General features: G+C 62.1%; 20 protein-coding genes. 6 read left to right on the top strand and 14 right to left on the bottom strand.

What is annotated here, in order from left to right; genetic code table 11:
• Positions 1–37 precede the first annotated feature (37 nt).
• The 3 genes from B3C1_RS10680 to B3C1_RS10670 form a co-directional block, all read right to left on the bottom strand.
• Positions 38–3004 carry an ImpA family metalloprotease gene (locus B3C1_RS10680; RefSeq protein ID WP_008484773.1) on the bottom strand — a complete coding sequence of 989 codons (2967 nt, stop codon included), beginning with the start codon at positions 3002–3004 and terminating at the stop codon, positions 38–40.
• 96 nt (positions 3005–3100) lie between these two features.
• Positions 3101–3589, bottom strand: a complete 489-nt coding sequence (locus B3C1_RS10675) for a GNAT family N-acetyltransferase (RefSeq protein ID WP_035481876.1) — start codon at positions 3587–3589, stop codon at positions 3101–3103.
• An 80-nt stretch (positions 3590–3669) separates the two neighbouring features.
• Positions 3670–4260, bottom strand: coding sequence for a DUF1287 domain-containing protein (locus B3C1_RS10670; RefSeq protein WP_008484770.1), 591 nt, complete (start codon positions 4258–4260; stop codon positions 3670–3672).
• A gap of 293 nt (positions 4261–4553) precedes the next feature.
• Between B3C1_RS10670 and B3C1_RS10665 the strand changes: the two genes are divergently transcribed.
• Entirely contained in the window at positions 4554–5597 is a 1044-nt protein-coding gene (locus B3C1_RS10665) for a hypothetical protein (RefSeq protein ID WP_008484768.1), read from the top strand.
• Here the strand turns inward: B3C1_RS10665 and B3C1_RS10660 are convergent.
• The 9 genes from B3C1_RS10660 to B3C1_RS10615 form a co-directional block, all read right to left on the bottom strand.
• Positions 5594–6034, bottom strand: coding sequence for a hypothetical protein (locus B3C1_RS10660; RefSeq protein WP_008484767.1), 441 nt, complete (start codon positions 6032–6034; stop codon positions 5594–5596). The genes B3C1_RS10665 and B3C1_RS10660 overlap by 4 nt on opposite strands.
• A gap of 101 nt (positions 6035–6135) precedes the next feature.
• On the bottom strand, positions 6136–6705 hold the full coding sequence (locus tag B3C1_RS10655; protein WP_008484766.1) for a DUF6985 domain-containing protein: 570 nt from the start codon (positions 6703–6705) through the stop codon (positions 6136–6138).
• A gap of 73 nt (positions 6706–6778) precedes the next feature.
• A complete protein-coding gene (locus tag B3C1_RS10650) occupies positions 6779–7108 on the bottom strand; it encodes a hypothetical protein (RefSeq protein WP_008484765.1) in 330 nt (109 codons plus the stop codon).
• Positions 7095–7712, bottom strand: coding sequence for an HNH endonuclease (locus tag B3C1_RS19390; RefSeq protein ID WP_008484764.1), 618 nt, complete (start codon positions 7710–7712; stop codon positions 7095–7097). Before B3C1_RS19390 ends, B3C1_RS10650 begins: the two co-directional genes overlap by 14 nt.
• Before the next feature lie 181 nt (positions 7713–7893).
• The gene (locus B3C1_RS10635; RefSeq protein ID WP_008484763.1) at positions 7894–9648 is read right to left on the bottom strand and encodes a DUF885 domain-containing protein; all 1755 of its coding nucleotides are present in this window, start codon (positions 9646–9648) and stop codon (positions 7894–7896) included.
• A 96-nt stretch (positions 9649–9744) separates the two neighbouring features.
• Positions 9745–10371, bottom strand: coding sequence for a TetR/AcrR family transcriptional regulator (locus B3C1_RS19385; protein WP_008484761.1), 627 nt, complete (start codon positions 10369–10371; stop codon positions 9745–9747).
• 74 nt (positions 10372–10445) lie between these two features.
• The gene (locus B3C1_RS10625) at positions 10446–11795 is read right to left on the bottom strand and encodes an amidase family protein (RefSeq protein ID WP_008484760.1); all 1350 of its coding nucleotides are present in this window, start codon (positions 11793–11795) and stop codon (positions 10446–10448) included.
• A 48-nt stretch (positions 11796–11843) separates the two neighbouring features.
• On the bottom strand, positions 11844–13412 hold the full coding sequence (locus B3C1_RS10620) for a DHA2 family efflux MFS transporter permease subunit (protein WP_008484759.1): 1569 nt from the start codon (positions 13410–13412) through the stop codon (positions 11844–11846).
• A 3-nt stretch (positions 13413–13415) separates the two neighbouring features.
• Positions 13416–14420, bottom strand: a complete 1005-nt coding sequence (locus tag B3C1_RS10615) for an HlyD family secretion protein (RefSeq protein WP_008484758.1) — start codon at positions 14418–14420, stop codon at positions 13416–13418.
• A gap of 117 nt (positions 14421–14537) precedes the next feature.
• Between B3C1_RS10615 and B3C1_RS10610 the strand changes: the two genes are divergently transcribed.
• Positions 14538–15563, top strand: a complete 1026-nt coding sequence (locus B3C1_RS10610) for a LysR family transcriptional regulator (protein ID WP_083858312.1) — start codon at positions 14538–14540, stop codon at positions 15561–15563.
• Positions 15564–15593: 30 nt separating this feature from the next.
• Here the strand turns inward: B3C1_RS10610 and B3C1_RS10605 are convergent, their stop codons facing one another.
• Positions 15594–17759, bottom strand: a complete 2166-nt coding sequence (locus B3C1_RS10605) for a DUF6351 family protein (protein ID WP_156804527.1) — start codon at positions 17757–17759, stop codon at positions 15594–15596.
• A gap of 331 nt (positions 17760–18090) precedes the next feature.
• On the opposite strand from B3C1_RS10605, the gene B3C1_RS10600 reads away from it, so the two are divergent.
• The 3 genes from B3C1_RS10600 to B3C1_RS10590 all read left to right on the top strand — a co-directional run bounded on the left by B3C1_RS10600 (position 18091) and on the right by B3C1_RS10590 (position 20243).
• Positions 18091–18402 (top strand): hypothetical protein, encoded by a 312-nt coding sequence (locus tag B3C1_RS10600; protein ID WP_156804526.1) that lies wholly within the window; start codon positions 18091–18093, stop codon positions 18400–18402.
• A gap of 119 nt (positions 18403–18521) precedes the next feature.
• Positions 18522–19187: a cupin domain-containing protein gene (locus tag B3C1_RS10595; protein ID WP_008484753.1), complete on the top strand. Its 666-nt coding sequence runs from the start codon at positions 18522–18524 to the stop codon at positions 19185–19187.
• A gap of 39 nt (positions 19188–19226) precedes the next feature.
• Complete coding sequence (locus tag B3C1_RS10590) at positions 19227–20243, top strand: diguanylate cyclase (RefSeq protein WP_008484752.1); 1017 nt, start codon at positions 19227–19229, stop codon at positions 20241–20243.
• A 49-nt stretch (positions 20244–20292) separates the two neighbouring features.
• On the opposite strand, the gene typA is transcribed toward B3C1_RS10590, so the two are convergent.
• Positions 20293–22131, bottom strand: coding sequence for a translational GTPase TypA (gene typA, locus B3C1_RS10585; RefSeq protein WP_008484750.1), 1839 nt, complete (start codon positions 22129–22131; stop codon positions 20293–20295).
• 280 nt (positions 22132–22411) lie between these two features.
• Here typA and glnA point away from each other — a divergent pair, with 280 nt between their 5' ends.
• Positions 22412–23821, top strand: a complete 1410-nt coding sequence (gene glnA / locus B3C1_RS10580; RefSeq protein WP_008484748.1) for a glutamate--ammonia ligase — start codon at positions 22412–22414, stop codon at positions 23819–23821.
• Positions 23822–23965: the final 144 nt, after the last annotated feature.

The raw sequence follows: 23965 nt of genomic DNA, 5'->3' as shown, positions 1-23965 counted from the left end.
CCAGAGCCTCGCCCCTACGGCGGCCCAGGTCAAGCCTTCAGGTGGCTGGCCAACTGCTGGTGCCGTCAACGGGCAGCTTGGGCACTTGCATGTCGGCGCACTGGCTTTGCACCTGGTAATAGACCTTGGCGGCGGGGGCAAAGCCGTAGGCCGCCACCTGGGCGCCGGCGTCGGCGCTGTAGCCGATGCCCCAAAGGTCAAAATAACCGCGCATATCCCGTTGCAGCAGCCAGGAAAGCCCCATCAGCATAAAGTCGTTGCCGTCCGGGTCCGGTGCCGTGGCGAAGCTGGCCATGCCCAGGGCGCCTTTTTGCGCAGCCCAGCGGTCCGGGTCGGCGGCGGCCTGGGTGAACAGCCTTTCTTGCAGGTAGAGCAGGGTGTAGAGCTGCCAGCCGTTGTCCAGGCCGGCGATGTCGTCAGCCATAAAGGCCAGCTGCAGGTAGAAATCCAGGCGGGTACCGGCGTTGTCGTAGGTGCCGGTCTGGCTCCACAGCTTGTCGTACATGGCCTGGCTGGGATCGGCCTGGGTCTGGGCCTGCTGGAGCCAGCCGTAGGTCAGGGCCGGGTCCTGGCGGTCGCAGCTTTCGATGCGTTCGCCACTGTCGTGAAAGCGTTGCCAGCCCTTGTAGAGGGGGAAGATGTTGTTGGACACCTCCCCGGAGCGGCCGCCGTAGATCTTCAGGCGGCTGCGTTGCAGATTGTGGCCTATCTCGTGGCTCTCTCCCCAGCCGAAGGGACTCAGGGCCCAGGACTGGTCGTAGGGGTTGCCGGAGCAGCCGGCGCCACACTCGGCGGCTTCGTCCACGTTGATGTGCTGTACCTTGGGTTTGGCGTGGATTTGCGGGTCGGTGCAGTCCCAGCCCAGGCTAGTGCAGCGCGCCGCCACGGTCCCGGCCAGGGCCAGGCCGTCCCCCTGGAAGCCGGCCAGATCGTAAGTGCCCTTGATCATATAGGCCCAGACGTCGTCCAGGGCCTGGGTCACGTCCCCCTGGTAGCGGTCGGCGTAGATAAAGGCCTTCATCATCTGCTTGCGGGAATTGATCTCGACAAAATCGGTACGCAGGCCGGCCCAGGCCAGGGGGGAATCGTCCAGTTGCGCCAGGTAGTCGGCGGCATTGGCAAAGTCGCTCAGGTAGGGATAGGGGCTGAGGTTGCTGACCTTGAGGCTGACCTGGCCGCTGCCGGCGGGTAGCTGCACCATCAGCGGGCCGCCGTAGGGGCTGGTCAGCTGTTGTTGCTGGCCTTGAGTCAGGCTGAACTGGGGGGAGCGCAGGAACTTGGGCCTGAGGTAGCCGTTGGCGTTGAACTCACGGGTAGAGCCGCTGCGCTGGGTATTGATAAAGGCGGCCAGGGCCAATGGCTGGCCGTCGGTGCGTTCCAGCTCGATACGCTGGCCCGGCAGCAGGTAAAGGCCGGTGCCCCGGTAGTTGCTGTGGCCGTTCAGGGTGAAGGTCAGGGTCTGGCTGACCAGGGCCGGTGCCGTTGCTATGGGGTCGCTGAAGTTGCCAAGGTCGGCCTGGGCCGGGTTGCTGGCCCTGTGGTAGTAGGCCAGGTGGTCGGCCAGGTAGGCGGCCAGGAACTGGTTGGGGTCGGTGCTTTCCTTGTCCATGGGGTAATGGATCTGGGCGCGGTAGCTGTCTCCCAGCAATACGAACAGCTTGAGCAGGGTCAGGTTGGGTTCGGCAAAAAGGTCCAGGCCCTGGCTGTCCAGACGGTTGAGGGCGTTTTTAAGGCTGCGGGCGCCGCTGAGAAAGGCCTGGTCGAAGCCGGCCACCTGGTCACAGCTGACCTTGCCTACGTAGCTGGTGCAGCCGGACCAGTCGAAGGCGAAGTCCTGGTCGATAAAGTGCTGGGTAAGGCGCTGTTCGGCGGCCAGCCAGGGCGCCTGGTCCAGCATGGCCTGGGCCTGGTTCCAATTGGCGCTGGCATTGGCCCAGTAGTTGCCGCCGTAAGGCAGGCTGGCGCCCATCAGTTCGGTAATGGCATCCGCCACCGGGCTGGTGGCTTCGTACCAGTTGTGTTGGTAGAAGAGCCCCTTGCCCTGGGCCAGTGCCCCCTGGAAACTGGCGACGATGGCGGCGGCGTCCTGGTCGTTGCCCCGCCAGCCACTGATCACCAGGTCGGCCTGGGCCAGGCAGTTGTCCAGGGCGGCGACGTCGCTGCACCCCAGCAGGGTCCAGTTGGGGTGCTGGGCCTCCAGCCACTGGCGGGTGGCCTCCTCTTGGCCGGCCAGAAAACTCAGGGCCAGGGTGTGGGGCTGGCTGAGATCCGCATCCTGCATCAGCCAGGCCAGCAGTTGCTCTGCCGCCGGGGCCATGGCCAACAGCTCGCCGGCCTGGAAACGGGCAAAGAGGTGGGTGCCTATGCCCCCATAGCGGCCCCCCTGCACCTCGCCGGCAATGGCCAGCACCTGGCCGCCGTTGGCGTTGATCAGGCTAAAGGTACGATCCGGTTCGGTGACATTGAACAGCTGGGTGCGGTTGCCCGGGGCATAGTCGATGGCGCCGTTCCCAAACAGCTGTGTCACCAACTGCTGTTGGCTGGCCTGGACGTCCTGGATCTCCTGCTTGATACGGGCCAGCAAGGCCGGGCTGCTGGTGAGGCTGGCGTCCCCCTGGGCCAGGGCCACTGCCACACCGTCACGGCCATCCACCTGGGTCACTGTGATCCCCAGGGTCGCCTGGCCGCCCCGGCCGTCGCTGACGGTCAGCTGGCCCTGATCCTGGCCCTGGGCGCCGCTGTTGGCCAGATACAGCAGTTGGTCTCCTTCGAGGCTGAAGCGGCCCAACTGCCCCTGCTGGCTGATGCTGGCGTTGAGGTTGTCACCGTCGGCGTCCTGGGCAAACTGGCGCCAGTTGCCGCTGGCCTCTTGGGTCTGCCACTGGTAGGCCAGGGTCATGGGGCTGGTGCTGGGCGCCTGGTTGGTGCTGGGGGAGGCCGGGTCTCCGCCACCACCGCCGCAGCCTGCAAGCAAGAGGCTGCCAAGCAGAAGTGTCTTTTTCATGTAACTGATTACCTTATTGTTATTGGGCGCCATGGTAGGTGAAGGCGACCCAAATAACAGGGCAGTCACAGGGGGCTTTGGTGCCTTTATGCCTCTTTATTGAGCAGCAGTAAGACGCCGGTAGAAGCGGCTGTCCACCGCCATCACCGGAAAGCGTGCCGGCAGCTGCGCCTTGGGGAGTTGGCTGAAACCCTGCTTTTCATAAAAGCGGTGGGCGGCAAGGAAACGGTCCGTGGTACCCAGGAAGATCTCGGTAATACCCTGGTCCCTGCACCAGTGCAGCAGGGTGTCCAACAAGGCCTTGGCCACCTGCCCCTGGCTACCCCGGTGGTCTTGGTGCACGAACATCTTGCGAAGGGCCCCCTGGCCGTTGCCGATATCCAGCACCGAGATAGACCCCACCACCTCCTCGCCGTCCAGCGCCACCCAGAAGTTGCCGGCTCCCTGGCGGTAAAAGCCGGGAATGTCCAGCAGGTCGGGCTGGCGTTCCAGGTTGATATCGATGCCGAATTCCTGTTGCTGGATAGGCAGGATCAAGGCCACCACCCCTGGTTGGTGGGCCGGGCTGAAGGGAATTATGGTCAAGGCGGTCTCCCAAAGACAGGGGCCTGGCAACAGCACTGCCGGCCCCTTTTGCCAAAGAGGCCACCCTAGGGCAAAGCCCCCTATTGAGGCAAGGACGACGCCGGCAGGTAACGGTAGTGGCCGGTGATGGGAAAGCGCAGCAGGCTGTCGTCCTCCACCGGGCCCTGGCCTATGTTGTGCACCACCATCAGGTTGCCGGAGGCGGCCTTGTTGTCGCTGATGATGCCGATATGGGGCAGGTTGCCGGGGAGCATCCAGGTGACCAGATCGCCGGGTTGGTAGTCTTGCGGGTTGTTGCTGGTGGCCAGGACCTGGCCGTGGCGGCTGAAAAACACCTGCAGGTTGGGCACCCGGCGGTGGTCGATATTGGGATCGGTTGCACTCAGGCCCCAGATCCGTTTCGAGGGATAAAGGGCGAAATGCCGCTTCATGTCTTCGTGGACCAGCTGCTGCAGGTCAATACCCAGGCGCCGGTAGCTGCGGATCACCACATCGGTGCAGACACCCAAGCCGGCCGGCACGTCGCCACCGGGATAGTCGATGGCGAAATAGCGGCCGTCGTAACGCACCTGTTGCTGGGTGCGGTCCTGGGCCGCTTGCACCAGCTCTTCAAAGGTCAGGGCTTGGACGCTGGCGGTGGCCAGCAGTAAATACAGAGGGAAAAGACGCATGGGCACTCCTTGCCGTTTTTCCGCACTGTGCCAGTCCTTTACCCAGCCTGGCCTGAACGGCGGTGCGGCAAATGGGAGCTGGCGCACAAAAACGTGGTTTTTCCCCGAGGGTGACAGGGGTATGGGTACCCCGGCCCGGCCCGTCGTCTCAGGGGGCTAGTGAGTGTTAACCCCTTGCCGGCCTTGCTGAAGAAGCTTGGTAATAAAGGATTAAGCGCTTGTTTTCCTTGGCCGACTTTCCTTTATGTCCATCGTCTTTTTGCACCTGCTCCGAACTGGCACTGAGGAAATACATGAAAACAATAAGGGCGTTGGCCCTGCTGCTGGCGGCGGCCTTGCCGGCCCTGGCCGACACCCCTTTGCAGGGGGTCTGGCAAGGGAGCCTGGGCAACAACAAGGTCAGGGTTTGCTTCAACAAGGACAGCGACAGCCTGGCGGGCAACTATTACTTCCAGCAAGCGCCTGAGCCCAGGGCGTTGCGCCTGAAAAATGGGCTCTGGGTGGCCGAAGATGGCCAGGGTTATTGGCAGCTTGGGTTGCCCAGGGGAGACAGTCTCAGCGGCAGCTGGCATGGCCACAACAGCCCCAGCCCCCTAGCCATCAAGCTCAGCCGCATCGACCTGGGTGATGACGACGACTGCGGCGCCGACGCCTATGCCCTGCCTCTGGAGCAGCTGCCCACAGTGGAAGCCGGCCCCTGGCAGTCCTGGCAAGGTACCCGTTACCGGGAACTCAAATACGGCGCCGAGTCGGGCCTGGAGATGGACCCGGCGCTGCCCCAGGCTCAGGTCATCAACGCCTGGCTCAGGGCCCATTTAACCGATCCCGAGGCCCTGGACGAGCAGTTTGAGACCCGCCGTGACGCCCTGCGCCGCCTGGGTACGGCCGACTTTGACGAAACCCGAGTCGAGCCTGTCTTTCGCAACAGCCTCTGGCTGGGGGTGCGTTTTTACCGCTGGGCCGCCGGTTATGGCCGCAGCGGCATTTCCCAGGAGTATCGTTATTTCTCCCTGGCCACAGGCCAGGAAGTTGAGCCTTGGCGCTGGTTCCTGCGTAACCAGGACGCAGGCCAGGCCCACCGCCTGCCGGGGCCGCTGCGGGCCCACCTGATGAAGGGGCAGGTGGTTGACCAGGACTGCGACCATGGGGACGGCTCCGGCTGGTTCAACCTGGGCTTGGACAGCGGCGGCTTGCTGTTCTGGGAGGAGGCCATGGGCGACGGCTGCGAGCTGAGCTTTGCTCTGAGTCCCCAAGAAGCCCTGGCTTTTGCCAACAGCGAAGGGCGTGAGCAGCTCAAAGCCTTTGCCGACATCCTGGCCGCCGGCCGCCAGGGTTAGGCGGTACCGGCCTGGAGCCCTGGCTTTGGCCGCAGCAGTCTGGCCAAGGCCAGGGTGGCCAATACCAGCACCAGGTCCTTGGGCAGGTTGGTGCCCAGCGCAAAGAGCGGGCTCTGCCCGGTCAGCATGGGCATGACCAGCAGGTAATAAAGTTCCATGACCAGGAAGGGCACCAACAGCAACAGATAGGGCAGGCGGCCCTCTGGCGCCCAGCAGTAGCGCAGTATCAGCACCAGCGGCACCAGCACCAGCAGCATGGGCAGGCCCAGGCTGACCAGGTTGACCACGGCGAAGGCCAGTATGGGGGTCTCCTGCACCCAGGGGGCCAGCCACTGGGCCGGTATGGCAATGGCGGCACCGAGGCCGATAGGCCAGATGACGGCGAACAGGTACGCAATGCCCAGTAAAAGGGCGATGATGTGATGCTTGGTGTTCACTTTTACCTTCCTTGATGGGTATCTGGAGGCCGCCTTGGCCTTACCATGGCCGACACTGCTGCTGTCGGGTGTTTTACATACAATTTCTACCTTACGGCATGTCAGGCCATTTTTGTTGATAAAAAATGACCCCGGTAGATAAGATTCTCTGTATCGACATTTCCTTTGGCATCAGTGTGATAAAGATCGCCAGAGGCCTCTCCTACCCAGACCAGTCGGTTGCCGTTTTCGAATGAGACCGACAGCCCATGCTCGATTTCCCAGTCGCAACCGCCACTCACCACCACATAACAGCGCTTTGTTTGTTCGCTGTGCGAGAGGGTGACCCTGGACAGGGAAATGAAATCCAAGATGTTTTCATCATTTTCCTGGTAGGGCATTTCATCCAGCAGGTCGTCCCCGACATCGAGGAAGAAGTCCTGATAGAAGGCGAAAAGATGCGCCTTCAAGTCGTTGATTCGCTCCGGTGCCATCGACAGGAAGTTGGCCAAAGTGGCGGCTATCTCATCCTCGTGCTCGTCGATCTCCTCGATGCTGCAGTTCAGGTCGATAGCAACCGCTTTTCCACCCAGCAGGGGGATTTCCACCTGCTCCGACACCAAGTCATACCGTTCCTTGTGATGAGGGCTGTTGATTTTGGTGAAGACGAGTGAGCCGATAATTCTTTGCATGAAGCGTCATCCATTACGCATGTTTAAGGCAGTGCCTTGGCCTTAGGGCCGAGCGGTGAAGAACAAGATTGTTTTAAAAGCTATCCAGGCAATGCAGGCTGGCTCTTGGTTTGGCGCAAAATGCCGACACGGCCTCCGCTTCTACCCCGAATTCTTCCAGAGCCTCGAGGTTTTGCTGAAACCAGGCCAAAGCGTCGGTTGAATAGCGAATCAACATCAGCCCTTGTTCCTCGTTGAAGATCAGAGGTTTTCCCTGGGGCCACTTCATGGCGTCGGGAGCCAACTCAAGCAATGCCAGGGTATTGATGTCCCCCAGGTCCAGGTGTTCCACATCGTCCAGGTTGTCGATGTCTTCAACCACCCTCAGCAGGGCTGCTTGGTCATCAGAATCAATCAGATACATTCTTCATCCTTAATGGGTTATCCATGTCTGGTCCGCTTTGAAGGCCTAACGCCTCCCTGATGGCGGACAACTTGAGGGGCGGGTTTTGGGTGTGGGCAATGCGGTGGCAGGTTGGGCATAGAGATACCAGGTCTTCCAGCCGGGTCTGCGTCTCCCCTGTGGCGGCAAGGGGGTTGATATGGTGGACGTCGATGATCCACTGCCCTGCTATTTCCTTGGCAAAACCACAGGCCTGGCAACGGTAGCCGTCCATTTGCCTGCGCTGCAGGGCAAGGCTGGTATTGCGATGGCGCGCCAGTATCTGCCGGTCGACTGCGTAACCCTCCATGGCCCTTGGGCTGTCAAAGTCATAGGACTCTTGCCTGGTAAAGCTGACCTGGCGGCCGGGTAAGTCGAGATCCGTGACTTGCCAGCCGGCGGCAATCCACAAATGCGCCCAGCTGTGGGAATCGTCGGTTCGGGAATTGGCCCACCAGGCGGAATGCCGATAGGCACTGGCCGGCAGGGCGCCGCCCAGGATCGTCTCTATCTGGTCAAAAGACAGGGCGATATAAGGAGCGTCCAAAGCCGAGAGGTAATGGGCTAATGGCTGATATCTGCTCATAACATCCTTGTACCCAAAGCGCCTGCGCCTGGGATGGCCGTTCTTGGCCGTTGGTAATGGGGGCGCCATGGCGACCCGGGTAAAACCTTAGGAAAACTAAGCTAACCCCATCATTGGCGAAGGTAAAGTCGTAAAAAAGCCCCCTGCTTGAGGGGGCTCGGTGTGTGGCCTTTGCCGGCTTTTAGTCGGCCTTGCGGGCCTTTTCGGCGGCGATAAAGGCGTCTATCTGCTGCTCCATCACCGACAGGGGCACGGCGCCGTTGGCCAGCAGGGCGTCGTGGAAGCGGCGGATGTCGAACTTGTCACCCAGCTCGCCCTGAGCCTTCTCCCGCAGGCGCTTGATGGTCAGTTCACCCAGCTTGTAGGACAGGGCCTGGGCCGGCCAGCTGATGTAGCGGTCGGTCTCGGTCTGGACGTTGTGCAAGGCCAGGCCGGTGTTGTCGGCCATGTATTTGAGGGCCTTGTCCCTGTCCCAGCCGTACCAGTGGATGCCGGTGTCCACCACCAGGCGGGCGGCGCGCCAGGCGTCGAAGATCAGGCGGCCAAAGCGCTCATAGGGGGTGCGGTAGAAGCCGGCCTCTTCCCCCAGGTATTCGCAGTAAAGGCCCCAGCCTTCGCCGAAGGCGCTGATGTAGCCGTTGCGGCGAAAAGCGGGCAGGTCTGTCTGTTCCTGGGTGAGGCTGATCTGCAGGTGATGGCCCGGCACCGCCTCGTGCAGGGTCAGGGCCGGTAGTTCATAGAGGGGCCGCACCGGCAGGTTGTAGGTGTTGACCCAGTATTCCCCCGGCCTGTCGTCGCTGTAGGACCCGGAATAGCGGCCTGTGGTGTAGTTGGGGGCTATGGCCGCCGGCACCGGCTCAACGGCGTAGGTCTTGCGGGGCAGCTTGCCAAAATAGCGGGGCAGCAGGCCGTCGGCCCGCTTGGCGTAGTAGGAAGCTTCCTTGAGCAGCTGCTCGGGGCTGGTCACATAGAACTGCGGATCGGTGCGCAGGAAGGTGAGGAATTCCTGGAAACTGCCTTTAAAGCCCAGTTCCTTGATGATGGCGTCCATTTCCTTGTGGATACGCGCCATTTCCGTCAGGCCCAGTTGGTGCACCTGTTCCGGGCTGATATCCAGGGTCACGTAATGCTTGACCCTGTTGCGGTACCAGTCGCGGCCATTGGGCAGCTCGGACAGGCCGATGCTGTCGCGGGCGCCGGGCACATAGGTGTTGACCAGGAAGTCATGGAACTGGCGAAAGGCGGGCAGCACCTGCTGTTGCACCAGGGCCTTGGCCTTGGCCCGGCGCGGATCTGCGGCGGGGAGCTGGTCGAAAGGGCTCAGAAACTGCTGGGCGTCGATATAGGACTGGACGTTGTCGCCGGCCAGGGCCAGCACCGCCTTGGGCTGGGTAATGCCCTTGGCCAGGCCCTCTTGCATCCAGTGGGTCTGCTGGGCCATGTAGCGAGGGATATCGGCCAGGGCCACCAAGTAGCGGTCATAGTCGCTGTCGCTGTCAAAGCGCAGGTTGTCCTTGAGGCTGGCCAGCGATACCCAGAATCCGTACTCGGAGGTCAGGGGCATCAGGTGATCCCCGAAGCGGTAGTTGTCCAGGCGGTCGTCCAGCTCGTAGATCAGCATGGTCTTGGAGATCTGGTCCTGGGTGCTGAGGCTTTGGCTGGGCACCGCCTCCACCTTGGCCTTGAAGCCCTGCCAGTAGCTGTTCTGGGCGGCCAGGGCGGCCGGTGACAGGTCCGGCAGGTGGCCGGCGCCGCGCTGGGGGTTGTCGCTGCCGGCGATCATCTGGCCGTACTGGCCATTGGCCTGCCAGTACTGGTCCATCAAGGTCTGGAAACTGACTTGCACGCTTTGGGTGCTGTCCATGGGGGCGGGAAGCTGGGCGCAGCCTCCCAGCAAGGCGACGCATAAGGCGGCGACGGGGGCGAGACGGGTCATGGCAATTCCTTGTTGTCTTTTTTTGTCCAGTTTCCGCAAAAGCCTGGCCGGCACAAGGGCGCCACGACCACAAGATCCCCTGGCAGGGTGAATGCCTCAGGGCAGATCCAGCCAGCCCCGCCACAGGGCGATCAGGGCCTGGCGGGCGGTGGCGGAAAAGTCCGGCACCAGCAGTTCGGTGCCTTCGCTGTAGAGCTCCCGCAGGGCCGGGGGTGGATGGGCAGCCTGCCAGAGCCCCACCACCAGGGAGTAGGAGGCCTGCAACAGGCTTTGCACCCCCTGGTTGGGTACCTGCAGGTGGTGGCTGACCACGGCGGCGGTGGCGGCTACCGCCTCGGCCAGCTCGTGCTTGAAGGCCAGCACGGCGTCGGTGTCGTCACTGCTTTCAATCAGGCCATGGGACAGGGCCGCCAACTGGCAGGTCTGGGGGTCGTTGGCCACCAGTTCACAGAGATCGGTGACCACCTGGTTGAAGGACAGACCCTGTTCCAGGCCCTGGCTGAGGGTATTGAGCCAACCTTTGATGTCTTCCACCAGCAAGGCCAGGAAAATGGCTTCCTTGGAGCGGAAATACAGGTACAGGGTGCCCTTGCCCAGGCCCAGGTTGGCGGCCAGTTCGGCAGCGGTGGGCAGGCGTCTGTGCTGGCTGTAGAGCTGCCGTGCCGCGTCCAGGATCTGCTGGTGGCGGCGGGCTTTGTCGTCGGTGTTTCTGGCGCGTCGCATGGCAAAATGGCTCAGGATTTGAGCCCAGTATGAGGGGGGTGGCGGCCCCGGTAAAGGCCGGGGCGGCCAGCGGTTCAAGTTCCGGGACGCCAGGCTTTGGCGGTGGCCAACAGTTTGAGATCGCTGCCGGCAGGGCCCAACAGCGACAGCCCTATGGGCAGGCCGTCAATATCGCCCATGGGCACCGTCAGGTGCGGATAGCCGGCCACGGCGGCCAGGGTGGAGGTACCGCCCCGGTAGAAGTCACCGTTGACCCGGTCAATCAGCCAGGCCGGACCATTGGTGGGGGCTATCACCAGGTCAAAGCCCTGGTCGAACAGCTGATCCAGGGCGGCCCTGGCCTGGCTCTGGGCCTGCTGGCGGGCAGCGCTGGCGTCCTTGGCGCCCAGGGCGGCTTCCAGGGTTTCCTGGCCGAAATAGCGCAACTCCCGGTCGGCATGGGCTCGGTTGAACTGCACCAGCTGTTCCAGGCTGCGCACCGGCACGGAAGGCGGCAGGGCCGCCAGGTAGCGGCCGAGATCCTGTTTGAACTCCCAAAGCAGCGCCTGGTAGGCATCGTCGGCCAGGCTGTCGGGGACAATGGGTGCCACTATGTCCACCGTGGCGCCGGCGGCCTTGAAGTCCTTGGCGGCCCGGTCCAGCAAGGTGGCGACCCTGTCGTCAAAGCCGCCCTTTTCCACCCAGACTCCCACCCTGAGGTCGGCCAGCTTGATGGCGGGTAAGGTGTCCTTGGCAAAGTAAACTGGGTCGGCCATGGCCAGCAGTAGGGCGGCGGCGTCATCCACGGTGCGGGTGATGGGGCCTGCAACGTCCTGGGCCTGTGACAGGGGCACTATGCCAGTCTGGCTGACGGCCCCCAGGGTAGGTTTAAGCCCCACCAGGCCGGCCATGGCCGCCGGGCAGGTGATGGAACCGTCGGTTTCGGTGCCGATGGCGCCATCGGCCATGCCGGCCGCTACCGCTGCTGCCGAGCCAGAGGATGAGCCACAGGGGCTGCGGCGAGGATCTTGGGGCAGCCGGGTCTGACCGCCGGTGGCGCTCCAGCCACTGATGGAACGCTGGCCCCGGAAGTTGGCCCATTCGCTGAGGTTGCTCTTGCCCAGCACCAGGGCGCCGGCGGCCTTGAGGCGCTGCACCAGGGGCGCGTCTTGGCGGGGAACATAATCCTTAAGGGCCAGGGACCCGGCGGTGGTGGCCAGGCCCTTGACCTCGATATTGTCTTTGATGGCCAAAAGCCAGTGGTGCAGAGGGCCGGCCGGTGCCTTGGCTAGCTGTTCCTCGACCTGGGGATTGAGGCTGATATAGGGATTGACGGGAAGAGGCTTGGCCTGGTCGGCGGCGATGGCCGCTTGCACGGCGGCCAGGTCCCCTTTGGCCCAGAGAGGGCCGGCCAGCAGGGCCAGGGTCAGCAGTAGGGCTTTCATCCGGGTCTCCTTCCATGGACTACCCGGATCTTGTAACACAGGGCGCCCTTAGGCTGCCTGTTTTTCCAGGTCTGGGGTGGCGTCGGCCTGGGGAGCCTGGGCGGCGACCTTGTGGGCCGGTTTGATGGCCAATACCGCCAGGGCGGCAATCATCAGAAGCCCCCCCATCAGCAGGAAGCCGTCGTTATAGGCCATGACGCTGGCCTGCTTGTTGATTTCTGTCATCAGCAGCCCGTAGGCCTGGTTGCTGGTGCCGCCCTGGGCCACCATCAACTGGCCGGTATGGCTGAGCCAGTCGGTAAGGTTCTGGCTGCCGGACACCAGGGTTTCCTTGACCTGCCACAGGTAGTGGCGGGTGCGGGTGTCCAGCAGGGTGGCCAGCATGGCAATGCCCACGGCGCCGCCCAGGTTACGCATGACGTTGAGCAGGGTAGAGGCCGAAGGGGCATCTTCCTGGCGGATATGCTGGGTGGCGATGATCGACAGGGGCACCATCATAAAGGGCTGGGCCATGGCCCTGACCAGCAGCGCCGGGATCAGGAAGGCACCGTCATAGAGCACCGTCATGTTGATGTTCATCCACATGCTGATGGCGATGCCCACAAAGCCGGCAAACACCAGGTAGCGCGGGTCCACCTTCTTGACCAGTTTGGGGATCAGTGGGAACAGCGGCAGCTGCGGAAAGCCAACCCACATCAGCACCAGGCCTATCTGCATGGCGGTGTAGTCGTGAATTTGGGCCAGGAACAGCGGCACCATGTAGACCGACCCGAACAAGCCGGCCCCCAGGGCAAAATAGGCGATACAGGCCTTGGTAAAGTCGGCGTTGCCGAACAGCCTCAGGTTGACCAGGGGCGCTTTGGCGGTGAACTGGCGCCAGATGAAAAACACCATGCTGATGGCGGAGATCACCGCCAGCCAGCGCAGGTATTCGGCGTCAAACCAGTCGTCCCGTGACCCTTCCTCCAGCACGATCTCCAGGGCACCCAGGCCCAGGGCCATGGTCACCATGCCGAACAGGTCTATGCTCTTGAGCTCGCCGTCGTTACGGTCTTTCTTGTCCAACCCCATGGCCAGCAGGGCCATTACCAATATGCCGGGCAGGACGTTCAGGTAGAACAGGTAATGCCAGCTGAAGGTGTCGGTCAGCCAGCCCCCCAGGCTTGGGCCTATGGAAGGGGCGAAGGTGGCGGTGACCCCGAACAGGGCCATACCCACAGGCTGCTTTTCCTTGGGCAGCAAGGTCATGATCAAGGTAAAGGCCATGGGGATCAGGGCGCCGCCGGTAAAACCCTGCAGGGCCCTGAACACGATCATCGACTCCAGGTTCCAGCTTAAGGAACAGGCCAGGGAGGCGAGGATAAAGCCGGCGCTGTTCCACAGCAGGTAGCGCCTTGGGGACAGCCAGCGGGAGAAGAAGCCGGTCAGGGGGATGGCGATCATCTCCGCCACCAGGTAGGAGGTGGCTATCCAGGAGGATTCGGTCAAGGTAGCCCCAAGAGCACCCTGGATCTCCTTGAGGGAGGAGTTGGTGATCTGAATGTCCAGTATCGCCATGAAGGCGCCCACCAGGGCACCCATCACGGCCAGCCAGTTCTTGGGGATACGGGAGACCATGCCTTACTCCGTGTGCACCGTGGCCAGCACCGACATGCCCGGGCGCAGTACGCTCAGATCTTGGCCGGCGTCGAAGGCCACCCTGACCGGCAGGCGCTGCACCACCTTGGTGAAGTTGCCGGTGGCGTTTTGCGGCGGCAGCAGGGCGAACTCGGAACCGGTGGCGCCGGCAAAGCTTTCAATATGGCCTTTGAAATGGACACCGGACAGGGCGTCCGCTTCCACGTCCACGTCCTGGCCGACCTGCATCTTGGCGACCTGGGTTTCCTTGTAGTTGGCTTCCACCCAAATACGGGGAGTAACCAGGCTCAGCAGGCGGCTGCCGGGGCTGGCGCTTTGGCCCAATTGCACCTGGCGGCTGGTCACCATGCCGTCGCGGGGGGCCAGCAGGGTGGTGTAGGACAGCTGCAGCTGGGCATCGTCTACCTGGGCCTGGGCGGCGGCAACAGTGGCTTCCAACTGGGGTTTTTCACCCAGGATCACGGTCAGCTCGGCCTGTTCGGTGGCGATCTGGGCCTTGGCCTGGGCCAGGCGGGCCTTGGCGGCGTCGCGGCTCAGTTCGGCGGCGTCCAGGTCATCCTGGGACACATACTGCTTACCGGACAGGCGGGACAGGCGGTCAACCTGTTGCTGGGCCCGTTTCAGCTCGGCGGTGGCGGCATCGCTGCTGGCCCTGGCGGATTCCACCAGGGTCTGCTGGGCCTGCTGGCGGTCGATCAGGTGGTCCAGCACCGCCTGTTGTTGGGCCAGGCTGGCCTTGGCCTGGGCCAGGGCGATCTGGTAGTCGCTGGGGTCCAGTTTCAGCAGCGGCGTGCCGGCTTTGACCAACTGGTTGTCTTCCACCAGTATGTCGGTGACTGTACCGTTGACCCGGCTCATGATCGGCAGAATATCGGCTTTGATGTAAGCATTGTCGGTGGCTTCCTGGCCCTGGTGCAGCCACCACCAGGCGCCACCACCTGCGGCCAGTATCACCAATACCAGCAGCAAAAGGATGCGTCGAGACATTAGACCTCCGGATTTTAAGGTCGACATCCTAACGCTGTTCCATTATTTTTATTAGTCCGCCTTTACGATACGTACTGTTTCCCACATTGTGCCAGTGGCTTTAGCCCGGAGGTCTCGGTGGATCTTAATGAAATTCAAGTGTTTACAAAGGTTGTCGAGGTAGGCAGTTTCACCTCGGCCGGCGAGCGTCTAGGCATGACCAAGGCGACGGTCAGCCGCAAGATTGCCGACCTGGAAGAGCGCCTTGGGGTAAGGCTGCTTAATCGCACCACCCGCCAGCTCAACCTGACCGAAACCGGTAAGGCGTTTTATGAGCGCTGCTCGCGGATCATGACCGACCTGGATGACGCCCAGGCCCTGGTCACCACCCGCGCCGAACAGGTCAGGGGCAAGCTCAAGGTAGTGATGCCCATCGAGCTGGGCCAGCTGATGATGGGCCGCTTTCTGGGCCACTTCATGCAGAAGTACCCCGATGTGGAAATCGACGCCGAGCTGACCAACCGCCGGGTGGACATGGTGCAGGAAGGGGTGGATGTGCATATCCAGGTGGGCCTGGGGCAGGACTCCAACCTCATCGCCCGCCGCCTTGGCTCCAGCAAGAAGATCATGGTGGCCAGCCCCGACTATCTGGCCAAGGCACCGCCGCTGCTGCACCCCGAAGATCTCAACGACCACGAGAATATCCTGCTCAAGCAGTCTGGTGACAGCTACGAACCCCTGCATTTTTCCAAGGGCAAGGAAAAGCTGACGGTGCAGGTCAAAGGCCGTCTGCACTGCAACAACGTCACCTTCGCCCGGGAGGCCTTGCTGTCTGGCCTGGGGGTTGGCTTTATGCCGCTGTTCCTGGCCCTGCCCTATGTGAACGAAGGCCGCCTGGTGCGGATACTGCCGGAGTGGAACATGGACGGCGGCGAGATGTACGCCCTCTACCAGAGCCGCCAGTACATGCCCAAGCTGCTCAAGACCTTCCTCGACGAAGTGAGCCGTACCCTGGACGAGATGGACAAGCTCAAGACCAAGTGCATGCTGGACAAGGAGCACCTGTTGGCGCACCTGATGCGTGACCAGGTCAGCCAGGAAAAGGACCTGATGGCGGCGGTGCTGGAAAATGCCCGCAAGGCGGATAAAGACGCCGCTGCCTGACCAAGAAAAGCCGGCTGATGCCGGCTTTTCTTATGGGGCCAGTACCAGGCCGGCTGGCCTGGCCTGATCCCCTTGGCGGTAATCACAGACCCCGTCGGGGAACACCAGCGCCAGCCAGCCTTGGTAGGGCGCCATGTCCAAGGGTCGGTACAGGCCGGCATCGATGGCCTGGGCCACCGGGATACGGGCGCACTTGAACATGTCCCCTGCCAGTGGCGCCCCGGCCCTGTTGCGGGGCGAGCTGTAAGAGGGGAACCTGTCCAGGCAGGCCCCTGCTTTTTCGGCGCCGTTCCAGGCACCGTCCCACACCCCTTTGCCTTCTGCGATCAGCAGCCCCTGGCCGTCAAAGCAGCTGTCCTGGGGTTTTTGTCCCTTGCTGAGCCAAGCCTCCATGGCGGCGATGGCCTGGACTGTGGGGTCAAGGGGCTTTTCGGCCATCCAGATCACCAGGTTGTCGCTGTCGCCCTGTTCCCGCTCCAGGCGCTGGCGTACCGAGAAGCTGGCGAAGGAATGGTGCATGTCCAGCACCGGGTCCAGGTAGTGGCGCACGTCCAATATGGGCAGCCTGGTGCGGCCCAAGAACACCTGGCCGCCCCAGTAGGCCGCCGCCATGGCGCCGGTGTGGCCGCTGTTGCGCCGGGCGATATCTAAGGCCGCCGGGGCCGGCCCTTCGAAATAGGCCAGAGGCAGGGGCCCACCGGGGCGTTTCTGCTGATTGTGGTCGCTCCACAGGGACAGCCGTGCCAGGTCCTTGTCCCCCGACAGTACCCAAAGCCGTTCCTGCTGCTGGTGCTGCGGTGGTTGCCAGCCGCCGATATGGGCATTGAGGTGCAGGAATTCCGGGACGCTCAGACGCCCTTCCCTGAGGGCTTCCAGGCCGTATTGCACCCCGACATTGTCATAGGTGCGATTGCCGTAGCCGGCACCGTCCACCCCGTACAGATAGCCAAGGTCATGCCAGTAGCTGAAGCGGCTGGTGCTGCCAAGGGCCTGGGCAAACAGGTGGCGGCGATGGTAGTAGTTGGGATTGTTGGTGAGGGGGGTCAGGCCCCGCCAGGCGGCGCTGCACTCGGTGGCTCCGTCCGGCAAGCGGCCGCTGCGCAGGTTCAGCCACTGGGCCCAGTCGTCATAGCGCTTATACCTGTGTTCCCGGTGATTGGAAGCCGCCAGCCCTTCCACGGCGGTGCGCTCCTTCTGGCGACGCCAGCGCGGGCCCGCTTCCATGTCGAAATAATATTCCAGCAGTTCGCAGTCCAGGGCCCAGATGGACTGGGTCACCATGTCCGGATAGGAATAGAGGGGCAGCAGGCCGTCCAGGAGCCCAGGTTGCAGCTCGGCGATAAGGTACTGCTGTACGGCGCCCCCCGAAGCCCCCAGCCCCAATGTCACCCTGGGCTTGCCGTAGCGGGCCACAAACTGCGCCTTGACCAAGGCGGCGGTACGGGTGGCCCGCCACAGATCGTAATGGGTGCTGGTGACGTTGCCGCTGGAGGCCAGGATGGCGTACCCCTTGGCCAACTGGTCCAGGCGGTGGTCGGTCAGCTCGGCCAATCGCAGCTTGCCCTGGTACTTGCCGATGCCGACCCCGCCCTTGAAGCTGAAGATCACGCCGCCGTTCCAATAGCGGCTGTCCTCCAGGGGCGCCTTGGGATCGGCCAGCATTGCGATGCCGTAGAGGTAGCGGTTAAGGCTGCCCCTTTCCACCCTTACCACCATGGGTTTGCCGCCTACCTCGGCGATGTCGGCCGGTGCCGCAGCCGGCCAGGGCTGAAAGTGCTGCTGGCCCTTGGGCAGGTAGAAGTAGTCGACCCGGGTTTTGATTAAGCAGTCCTTGCTGTAGCCCAGCAGTTGGCCCTTATCGCCTGTGATCGGGGTGCCGGCGCCCTGCTGGTTGTCCACCAGGGGCTGGCCCAGGTCAGAGACCAGGCTGCCGCAGGCAAAGGGATAGCTGGGGGGCTCCAGGGCGAGATCGATGGGGCCGGTGTCACCCAGGGCCACCGGCAGGGCAAACTGACTGCTGTCCAGGGGCAGGAAAGACGGGTGTGGGCCGCCATAGGGAGCCTTGGGCAGATATGGGTTGAAACCGGTGGGCAGGGCTTCGACCAGCTGCTCAGGGGGGGTGGGGGTCAACTCCTCTCCCAGCCACTCCAGGGTCAGTTGGCCGCCGGGAATAGCCAGTACCATCAGTATCGCCATGGAGCCCAACCAAGGCTTCCAGAACCCCTTGCCTCTTCGTGCCATAAGACCCCCGAACAGCGGTGTTTTCTTTCAGGTTAGCAAGGGGCTGGCACAGCAGTGGTACAGCCAGGATCTTTAACTGTTAACAGTAAGTTGTGATCGAACCAGCAGAACGGACATCAAACCGATCGCGGCTATAACCCTCTTATTTTCTTTAAAACAGCCACTTATGGTTTAGTTGTTGGTGCTTCTAAGCATTTTGTTAACCGTGTCGAAACCTGATGCCTTGGAGGATGAACAGTGGCTGAACCATTCTTGGTGTCCAGAAAGTGAGCACGAGGGCAAAGCAATGCGACAACATCTGATGGGGATGATCTTCGCGTTGGCAGGGATGCCCACCTTGGCCGCCACAGCGCCGGCCTTAGACGTGCAACCCGGTATGGGGTGGTACGAAGGCCAGGCCCCGGACCTACCGGCCAACCTTGGCCAGGTGGCCGACGACAACTTGGTGGAAGTGATGCTGAATGAGCGTCTGACCCTGGGTTTTGGTGGCCAGCTCCAGGCCCTGCCGGTGCCGGGGGAAGACCAGACCCAAAGCCCTCAGGCCGACCCCGGCTTTACGGCGGCCTCCTATCAGTTCAGCCTGAAATGGCGCTTCTGAAGGGCAGCAACCTTTCTCTTCTGTAACAGGGCGCATGGCGCCCTGTTTTGCTTTTACTGTTTTCCCTCCTGGATTTCGGGCTAAGTTTGGAAGTAGGCCGTAACAGGAATCGCAAACGGATGATGCCCCGCCACTACAACCTGGACTTCAACCAGCCCCTGACCATAGATACCAGGGCCCAGCCCTGGCTGGACAGCCCGTCCAAGGGCGTGCGCCGCTGCCCTTTGGAGAGGGAAGAGGCAGAGTCAGGCCATGTCACCAGCCTGGTGGAATACCTGCCAGGGGCTCATTTCAGTGCCCATCCCCACCCCGGCGGTGAAGAAATACTGGTGTTGTCCGGGATCTTTTCCGACGAAAACGGCGACTTTGGCCCCGGTACTTACCTGCGCAATCCCCCTGGTACCCTGCATGCCCCTTTCAGCCGCCAGGGCTGCACCTTGCTGGTCAAACTCAATCAGTTTCAGGCTGGCGACCGCACCTCCCTGGCCATCGACACCAGACCCTGGCAATGCGAGCCCGGCTTACCGGTGGAACTGCCGCTGCACCGCTTTGGCCGCGAATATACGGCGTTGCTGCGCCTGCCCCAGGGGGCGGATACCTGCCTGCCCTGCCTGGACGGCCAGGTAGAAGCAGTGGTATTGGCCGGAACCCTGCTGGACCAGCGGGGCCGGTACCGGGCCGGCACCTGGTTGCGCCGTCCCAACTGGCATGCCGACAAATTGATGACAGCCGAAGACACTGTGCTCTTTATCAAGCAGGGGCACTTCCCGACCCGATCCTTCTGACCAGGCGGCCTTGGGCCGCCCTAGCGAGGCAGAGGCAAAATGACAGGCAAAGGCATTGGCATAGTTCGCCGACTCTACGTGCCCCGTGTAGTGGGCCTGGGCCTGGGTGCCCTGGCGGTAGGAGCGGCTCTGTGGCCCTTGGCGCCCCCCTGGTGGCTGTGGAGCCTGCTGTTCATCAACGGCTTTGTCTGGCCGCATCTGGCCTACCTGCGGGGCCGCTATCATCACCAGCCCTTCCAGGCCGAGCGCCAGCACCTGCTGATTGACGCCTGGATGGGGGCGGCCTGGGTGCCGCTGATGGGCTTTAACGCCCTGCCCTCTGTGCTGATCCTGGTGATGCTGGGCATGGACAATATCGCCATGGGCGGGCCCAGGCTGTTCCTCAAGGGCTTGCTGGGCCAGGGAGCGGTGATAGCCGCCCTGGTACTGGCCGGTGCCTGGCATTGGCAATGGCAGACCAGTCCGGTGCAACTGTTGTGGAGCCTGCCGATGCTGGTGCTCTACCCCTTGCTGATCGGTGTTGTGACCTACAGGTTGTCTCTGCGCCTTAGCCGCCAGCGCAACGAGGTGGAGCATTTGAGCCACCTGGACGGTTTGTCCGGCCTTTACAACAAGACCTACTGGGAAGAACTGGTGCGCCGGGAGTTTGGCCGCTGCCGGGAGCTGGGCGTATCGGCCAGTGTGATCCTGCTGGATATCGACCATTTCAAAGACATTAACGACAAGTTCGGCCACCAGGTCGGGGATGAGTGCATCCAGCAGCTGGCGGGCATGATGACCATGCAGCTGCGCCCAGGGGACAAGCTGGGGCGTTGGGGCGGTGAGGAATTTGGCCTGTTGTTGCCCGGTACCCAGGCCGACGCGGCCGTGCTGATCGCCGAGCGTATCCGCCACATGGTGGCGGACGGCAACCGCAGTGGCGCCCGTATGACACTGTCGGCCGGGGTGGCCAGTTACAACAGCGCCCTGGGGGATTATCGCAGCTGGTTGGCCGAGGCGGACCGGCGCCTGTACAAGGCCAAAGAGGCCGGCAGGGACAGGGTTGTAGCAGCCTGAAGTGCAAAAAAAACGGCGCCCAAGGGCGCCGTTTTTATTGAACCTAACCTTAGTCCTTGGACGCGCGGGAAGCGCGCTTACGGTCGTTTTCGGTCAGGAAACGCTTACGGATACGGATGCTCTGCGGGGTGACTTCCACCAGCTCGTCGTCGTCGATGAATTCCATGGCGCGTTCCAGAGTCATCTTGATCGGCGGGGTCAGGGTCAGGGCTTCGTCGGTACCGGCAGCGCGCATGTTGGTCAGCTGCTTGCCTTTGAGGCAGTTTACGGTGAGATCGTTGTCACGGCTGTGGATACCGATCACCTGGCCTTCGTACACCTCGACGGCGTGGCCGATAAAGAGGCGGCCGCGCTCTTGCAGGTTGAACAGGGCGTAGGCCAGGGCCTTACCGGTGGCGTTGGAGATCAGTACGCCGTTGTTGCGCTGACCGATAGTGCCGCCTTTGAAGGGGCCGTAGTGGTCAAAGCTGTGGTACATCAGGCCGGTACCGGAGGTCATGGTCATGAAGTCGGTCTGGAAGCCGATCAGGCCACGGGCCGGGATCATGAAGTCGATACGGACACGGCCCTTGCCGTCGATGTCCATGTTGCGAAGCTCTGCCTTACGCAGGCCAAGGGCCTCCATGACGCTGCCCTGGGACTGTTCTTCCACGTCCACGGTCAGGGTTTCCATGGGCTCTTCTTTCTCGCCCGCTTCGTTGGTGCGCATGATCACCTGGGGACGGGAAACAGCCAGCTCGAAGCCTTCACGGCGCATGTTCTCGATCAGCACGCCCAGGTGCAGTTCACCACGGCCAGACACGCGGAAGGTGTCCGGGTCCTGGGTCTCTTCAACGCGCAGGGCCACGTTGTGCTTGAGCTCCTGGGTCAGGCGGTCAAGGATCTGGCGAGAAGTTACGAACTTGCCTTCCTTGCCGGCGAAGGGCGAGGTGTTTACGCAGAAGTTCATGGTAACGGTGGGCTCGTCCACGGTCAGGGCCGGCAGGGCCTCGACGTTGGCCGGGTCACAAACGGTGTCGGAGATCTTCAGCTCACCCAGGCCGGTGATGGCGACGATGTCACCAGCGGTGGCTTCGGTGGTTTCGAAGCGGTCCAGGCCCATGTAGCCCAGCACCTGGCCAACCTTGCCGTTGCGCTTGGAGCCGTCGGCGCCTACTACGGTAACCTGCTGGCCAACCTTGACCTTGCCGCGCTTGATGCGGCCGATGCCGATAACGCCCACATAGGAGCTGTAGTCGAGCTGGGAGATCTGCATTTGCAGGCCGCCTTCGAGGTCAACGTCCGGCGGGGACACTTTCTCGATAACGGTTTCGAACAGCGCGGTCATGTCGCTGCCCACTTCGCTGTCGGACTTGCTGGCCCAGCCGTTCAGGGCAGAGGCGTAAACGATAGGGAAGTCCAGCTGCTCGTCGGTGGCACCCAGGTTGTCGAACAGGTCGAATACCTGGTCGATAACCCAGTCAGGGCGGGCGCCGGGCTTGTCGATCTTGTTGATAACGACGATGGGCTTGAGGCCCTGGGCGAAGGCTTTTTGGGTCACAAAACGGGTTTGTGGCATGGGGCCTTCTTGGGCGTCAACCAGCAGCAGCACGGAGTCCACCATGGACAGTACCCGCTCTACCTCGCCGCCGAAGTCGGCGTGTCCGGGGGTGTCCACGATGTTGATGCGGTACTCTTCGCCAGCGGGGGAAGTCCAACGGATAGCGGTGTTCTTGGCGAGGATGGTAATGCCGCGCTCACGCTCCTGGTCGTTGGAGTCCATTACGCGCTCAGCCATTTCGCCACGGCTTTCCAGGGTGCCGGATTGGGACAGCAGCTTGTCTACCAGGGTGGTCTTACCGTGGTCGACGTGGGCGATGATGGCGATGTTTCTCAGCTTGTTGATCACAAGGGGGGCCTCAGGCGAAAAAATGGCCGCTATTGTACTCAAGCCACATGACTTTAACAGTACTAAGCGTAAACTGATTTTCGTGCCAGCGGGCCGGGCATGCACCAGCATGGTGCAAATGCCGATCCGTTCTGGTGCATAACCCCAGGGGTCTGGCCCAGAGGTTTGGATATTTGTCCATGTAAAACAACCCTTTGGAAAGTTGGCAAGGGATTTGTAGTAGAGAGCCCAGCGATGCCCCAGCCAGGCGTCAACTACTTCTAACCGGAGGTTATTTCGAATGTCCGTTGAGCATATTCTCGACCTGATCAAAGAACACGAAGTCAAATTTGTCGACCTGCGTTTCACCGACACCAAAGGTAAAGAGCAGCACGTCTCCATCCCTCACCATCAGGTAGACGTGGACTTCTTGGAAGACGGCAAGATGTTTGACGGCTCCTCCATCATTGGCTGGAAGCACATCAACGAATCCGACATGATCCTCAAACCGGATCTGACCACCGCCGTGCTGGACCCCTTCGCCGAAGAAGTAACCCTGATCCTGCGCTGCGACATCCTCGAGCCCACTACCCTGCAAGGCTACGACCGCGACCCGCGTTCCATCGCCAAGCGCGCCGAGACCTACCTCAAGTCCACCGGCATTGCCGACACCGTGCTGTTTGGTCCTGAGCCCGAATTCTTCATGTTCGACGATGTCCGTTTCGGCGCCGACATGTCCGGTTGCTTCTACAAGCTCGACTCCGAAGAAGCTGCCTGGAACACCGGCCGCGAATACGACGCCGGCAACAAGGGTCACCGCCCCATGGTTAAAGGCGGTTACTTCCCGGTTGCTCCTGTCGACTCCGCCCAGGACATCCGCTCCGCCATGTGTATGGTGATGGAAGAGATGGGCCTGGTGGTTGAAGCCCACCACCACGAAGTGGCCACCGCCGGCCAGAACGAAGTGGCTACCCGTTTCAACACCCTGACCGTCAAGGCCGACGAAATTCAGATCTACAAGTACGTCGTGCACAACGTGGCCCACGCCTACGGCAAAACCGCCACCTTCATGCCCAAGCCCATCGTTGGCGACAACGGCTCCGGCATGCACTGTCACCAGTCCCTGAGCAAAGATGGCAAAAACATCTTCGCTGGCGACAAATACGGCGGCCTGTCTGAAGAAGCTCTGTACTACATCGGCGGTATCATCAAACACGCCAAGGCCATCAACGCCTTCACCAACGCTTCTACCAACTCCTACAAGCGTCTGGTGCCTGGCTTCGAAGCCCCGGTCATGCTGGCCTACAGTGCCCGCAACCGTTCTGCTTCCATCCGTATTCCTTACGTGACCAGCCCCAAAGCGCGCCGTATCGAGGTACGTTTCCCGGATCCGACCGCCAACCCCTACCTGGGTTTTGCCGCCCTGCTGATGGCCGGCCTGGACGGTATCCAGAACAAGATCCACCCCGGCGACGCCATGGACAAGGATCTCTACGACCTGCCCCCGGAAGAAGCGGCCGAGATCCCGACCGTTGCAGCCAGCCTGGAAGAGGCCCTGGCCTGCCTGGACAGCGACCGTGAGTTCCTGACCCGTGGCGGTGTGTTCACTGACGAAGCCATCGACGCTTACATCGGCATCAAGGCCGCTGAAGCCAAGCGCATCGCCATGACCACTCACCCGGTCGAGTTCGAGCTGTACTACAGCGTTTAACAACACACATTGCTGCTTTGCGTGTTGGGCCCACCGAAAGGTGGGCTTTTTTATGGTCGCTTCAAAGGGATATCAGGCGGCCGCAGGGGTGCCAAAAACTGCTTGCCATGGACAAGTGCTGGCCGTTGAATTTGGCTAGACTCT

Origin of the sequence: Gallaecimonas xiamenensis 3-C-1, from assembly GCF_000299915.1 — a bacterium.
GTDB classification, from domain to species: Bacteria; Pseudomonadota; Gammaproteobacteria; order Enterobacterales; family Gallaecimonadaceae; genus Gallaecimonas; species Gallaecimonas xiamenensis.
The sequence above is the reverse complement of the archived record's forward strand: the minus strand, read 5'-3'. Positions and strand labels throughout refer to the sequence as shown.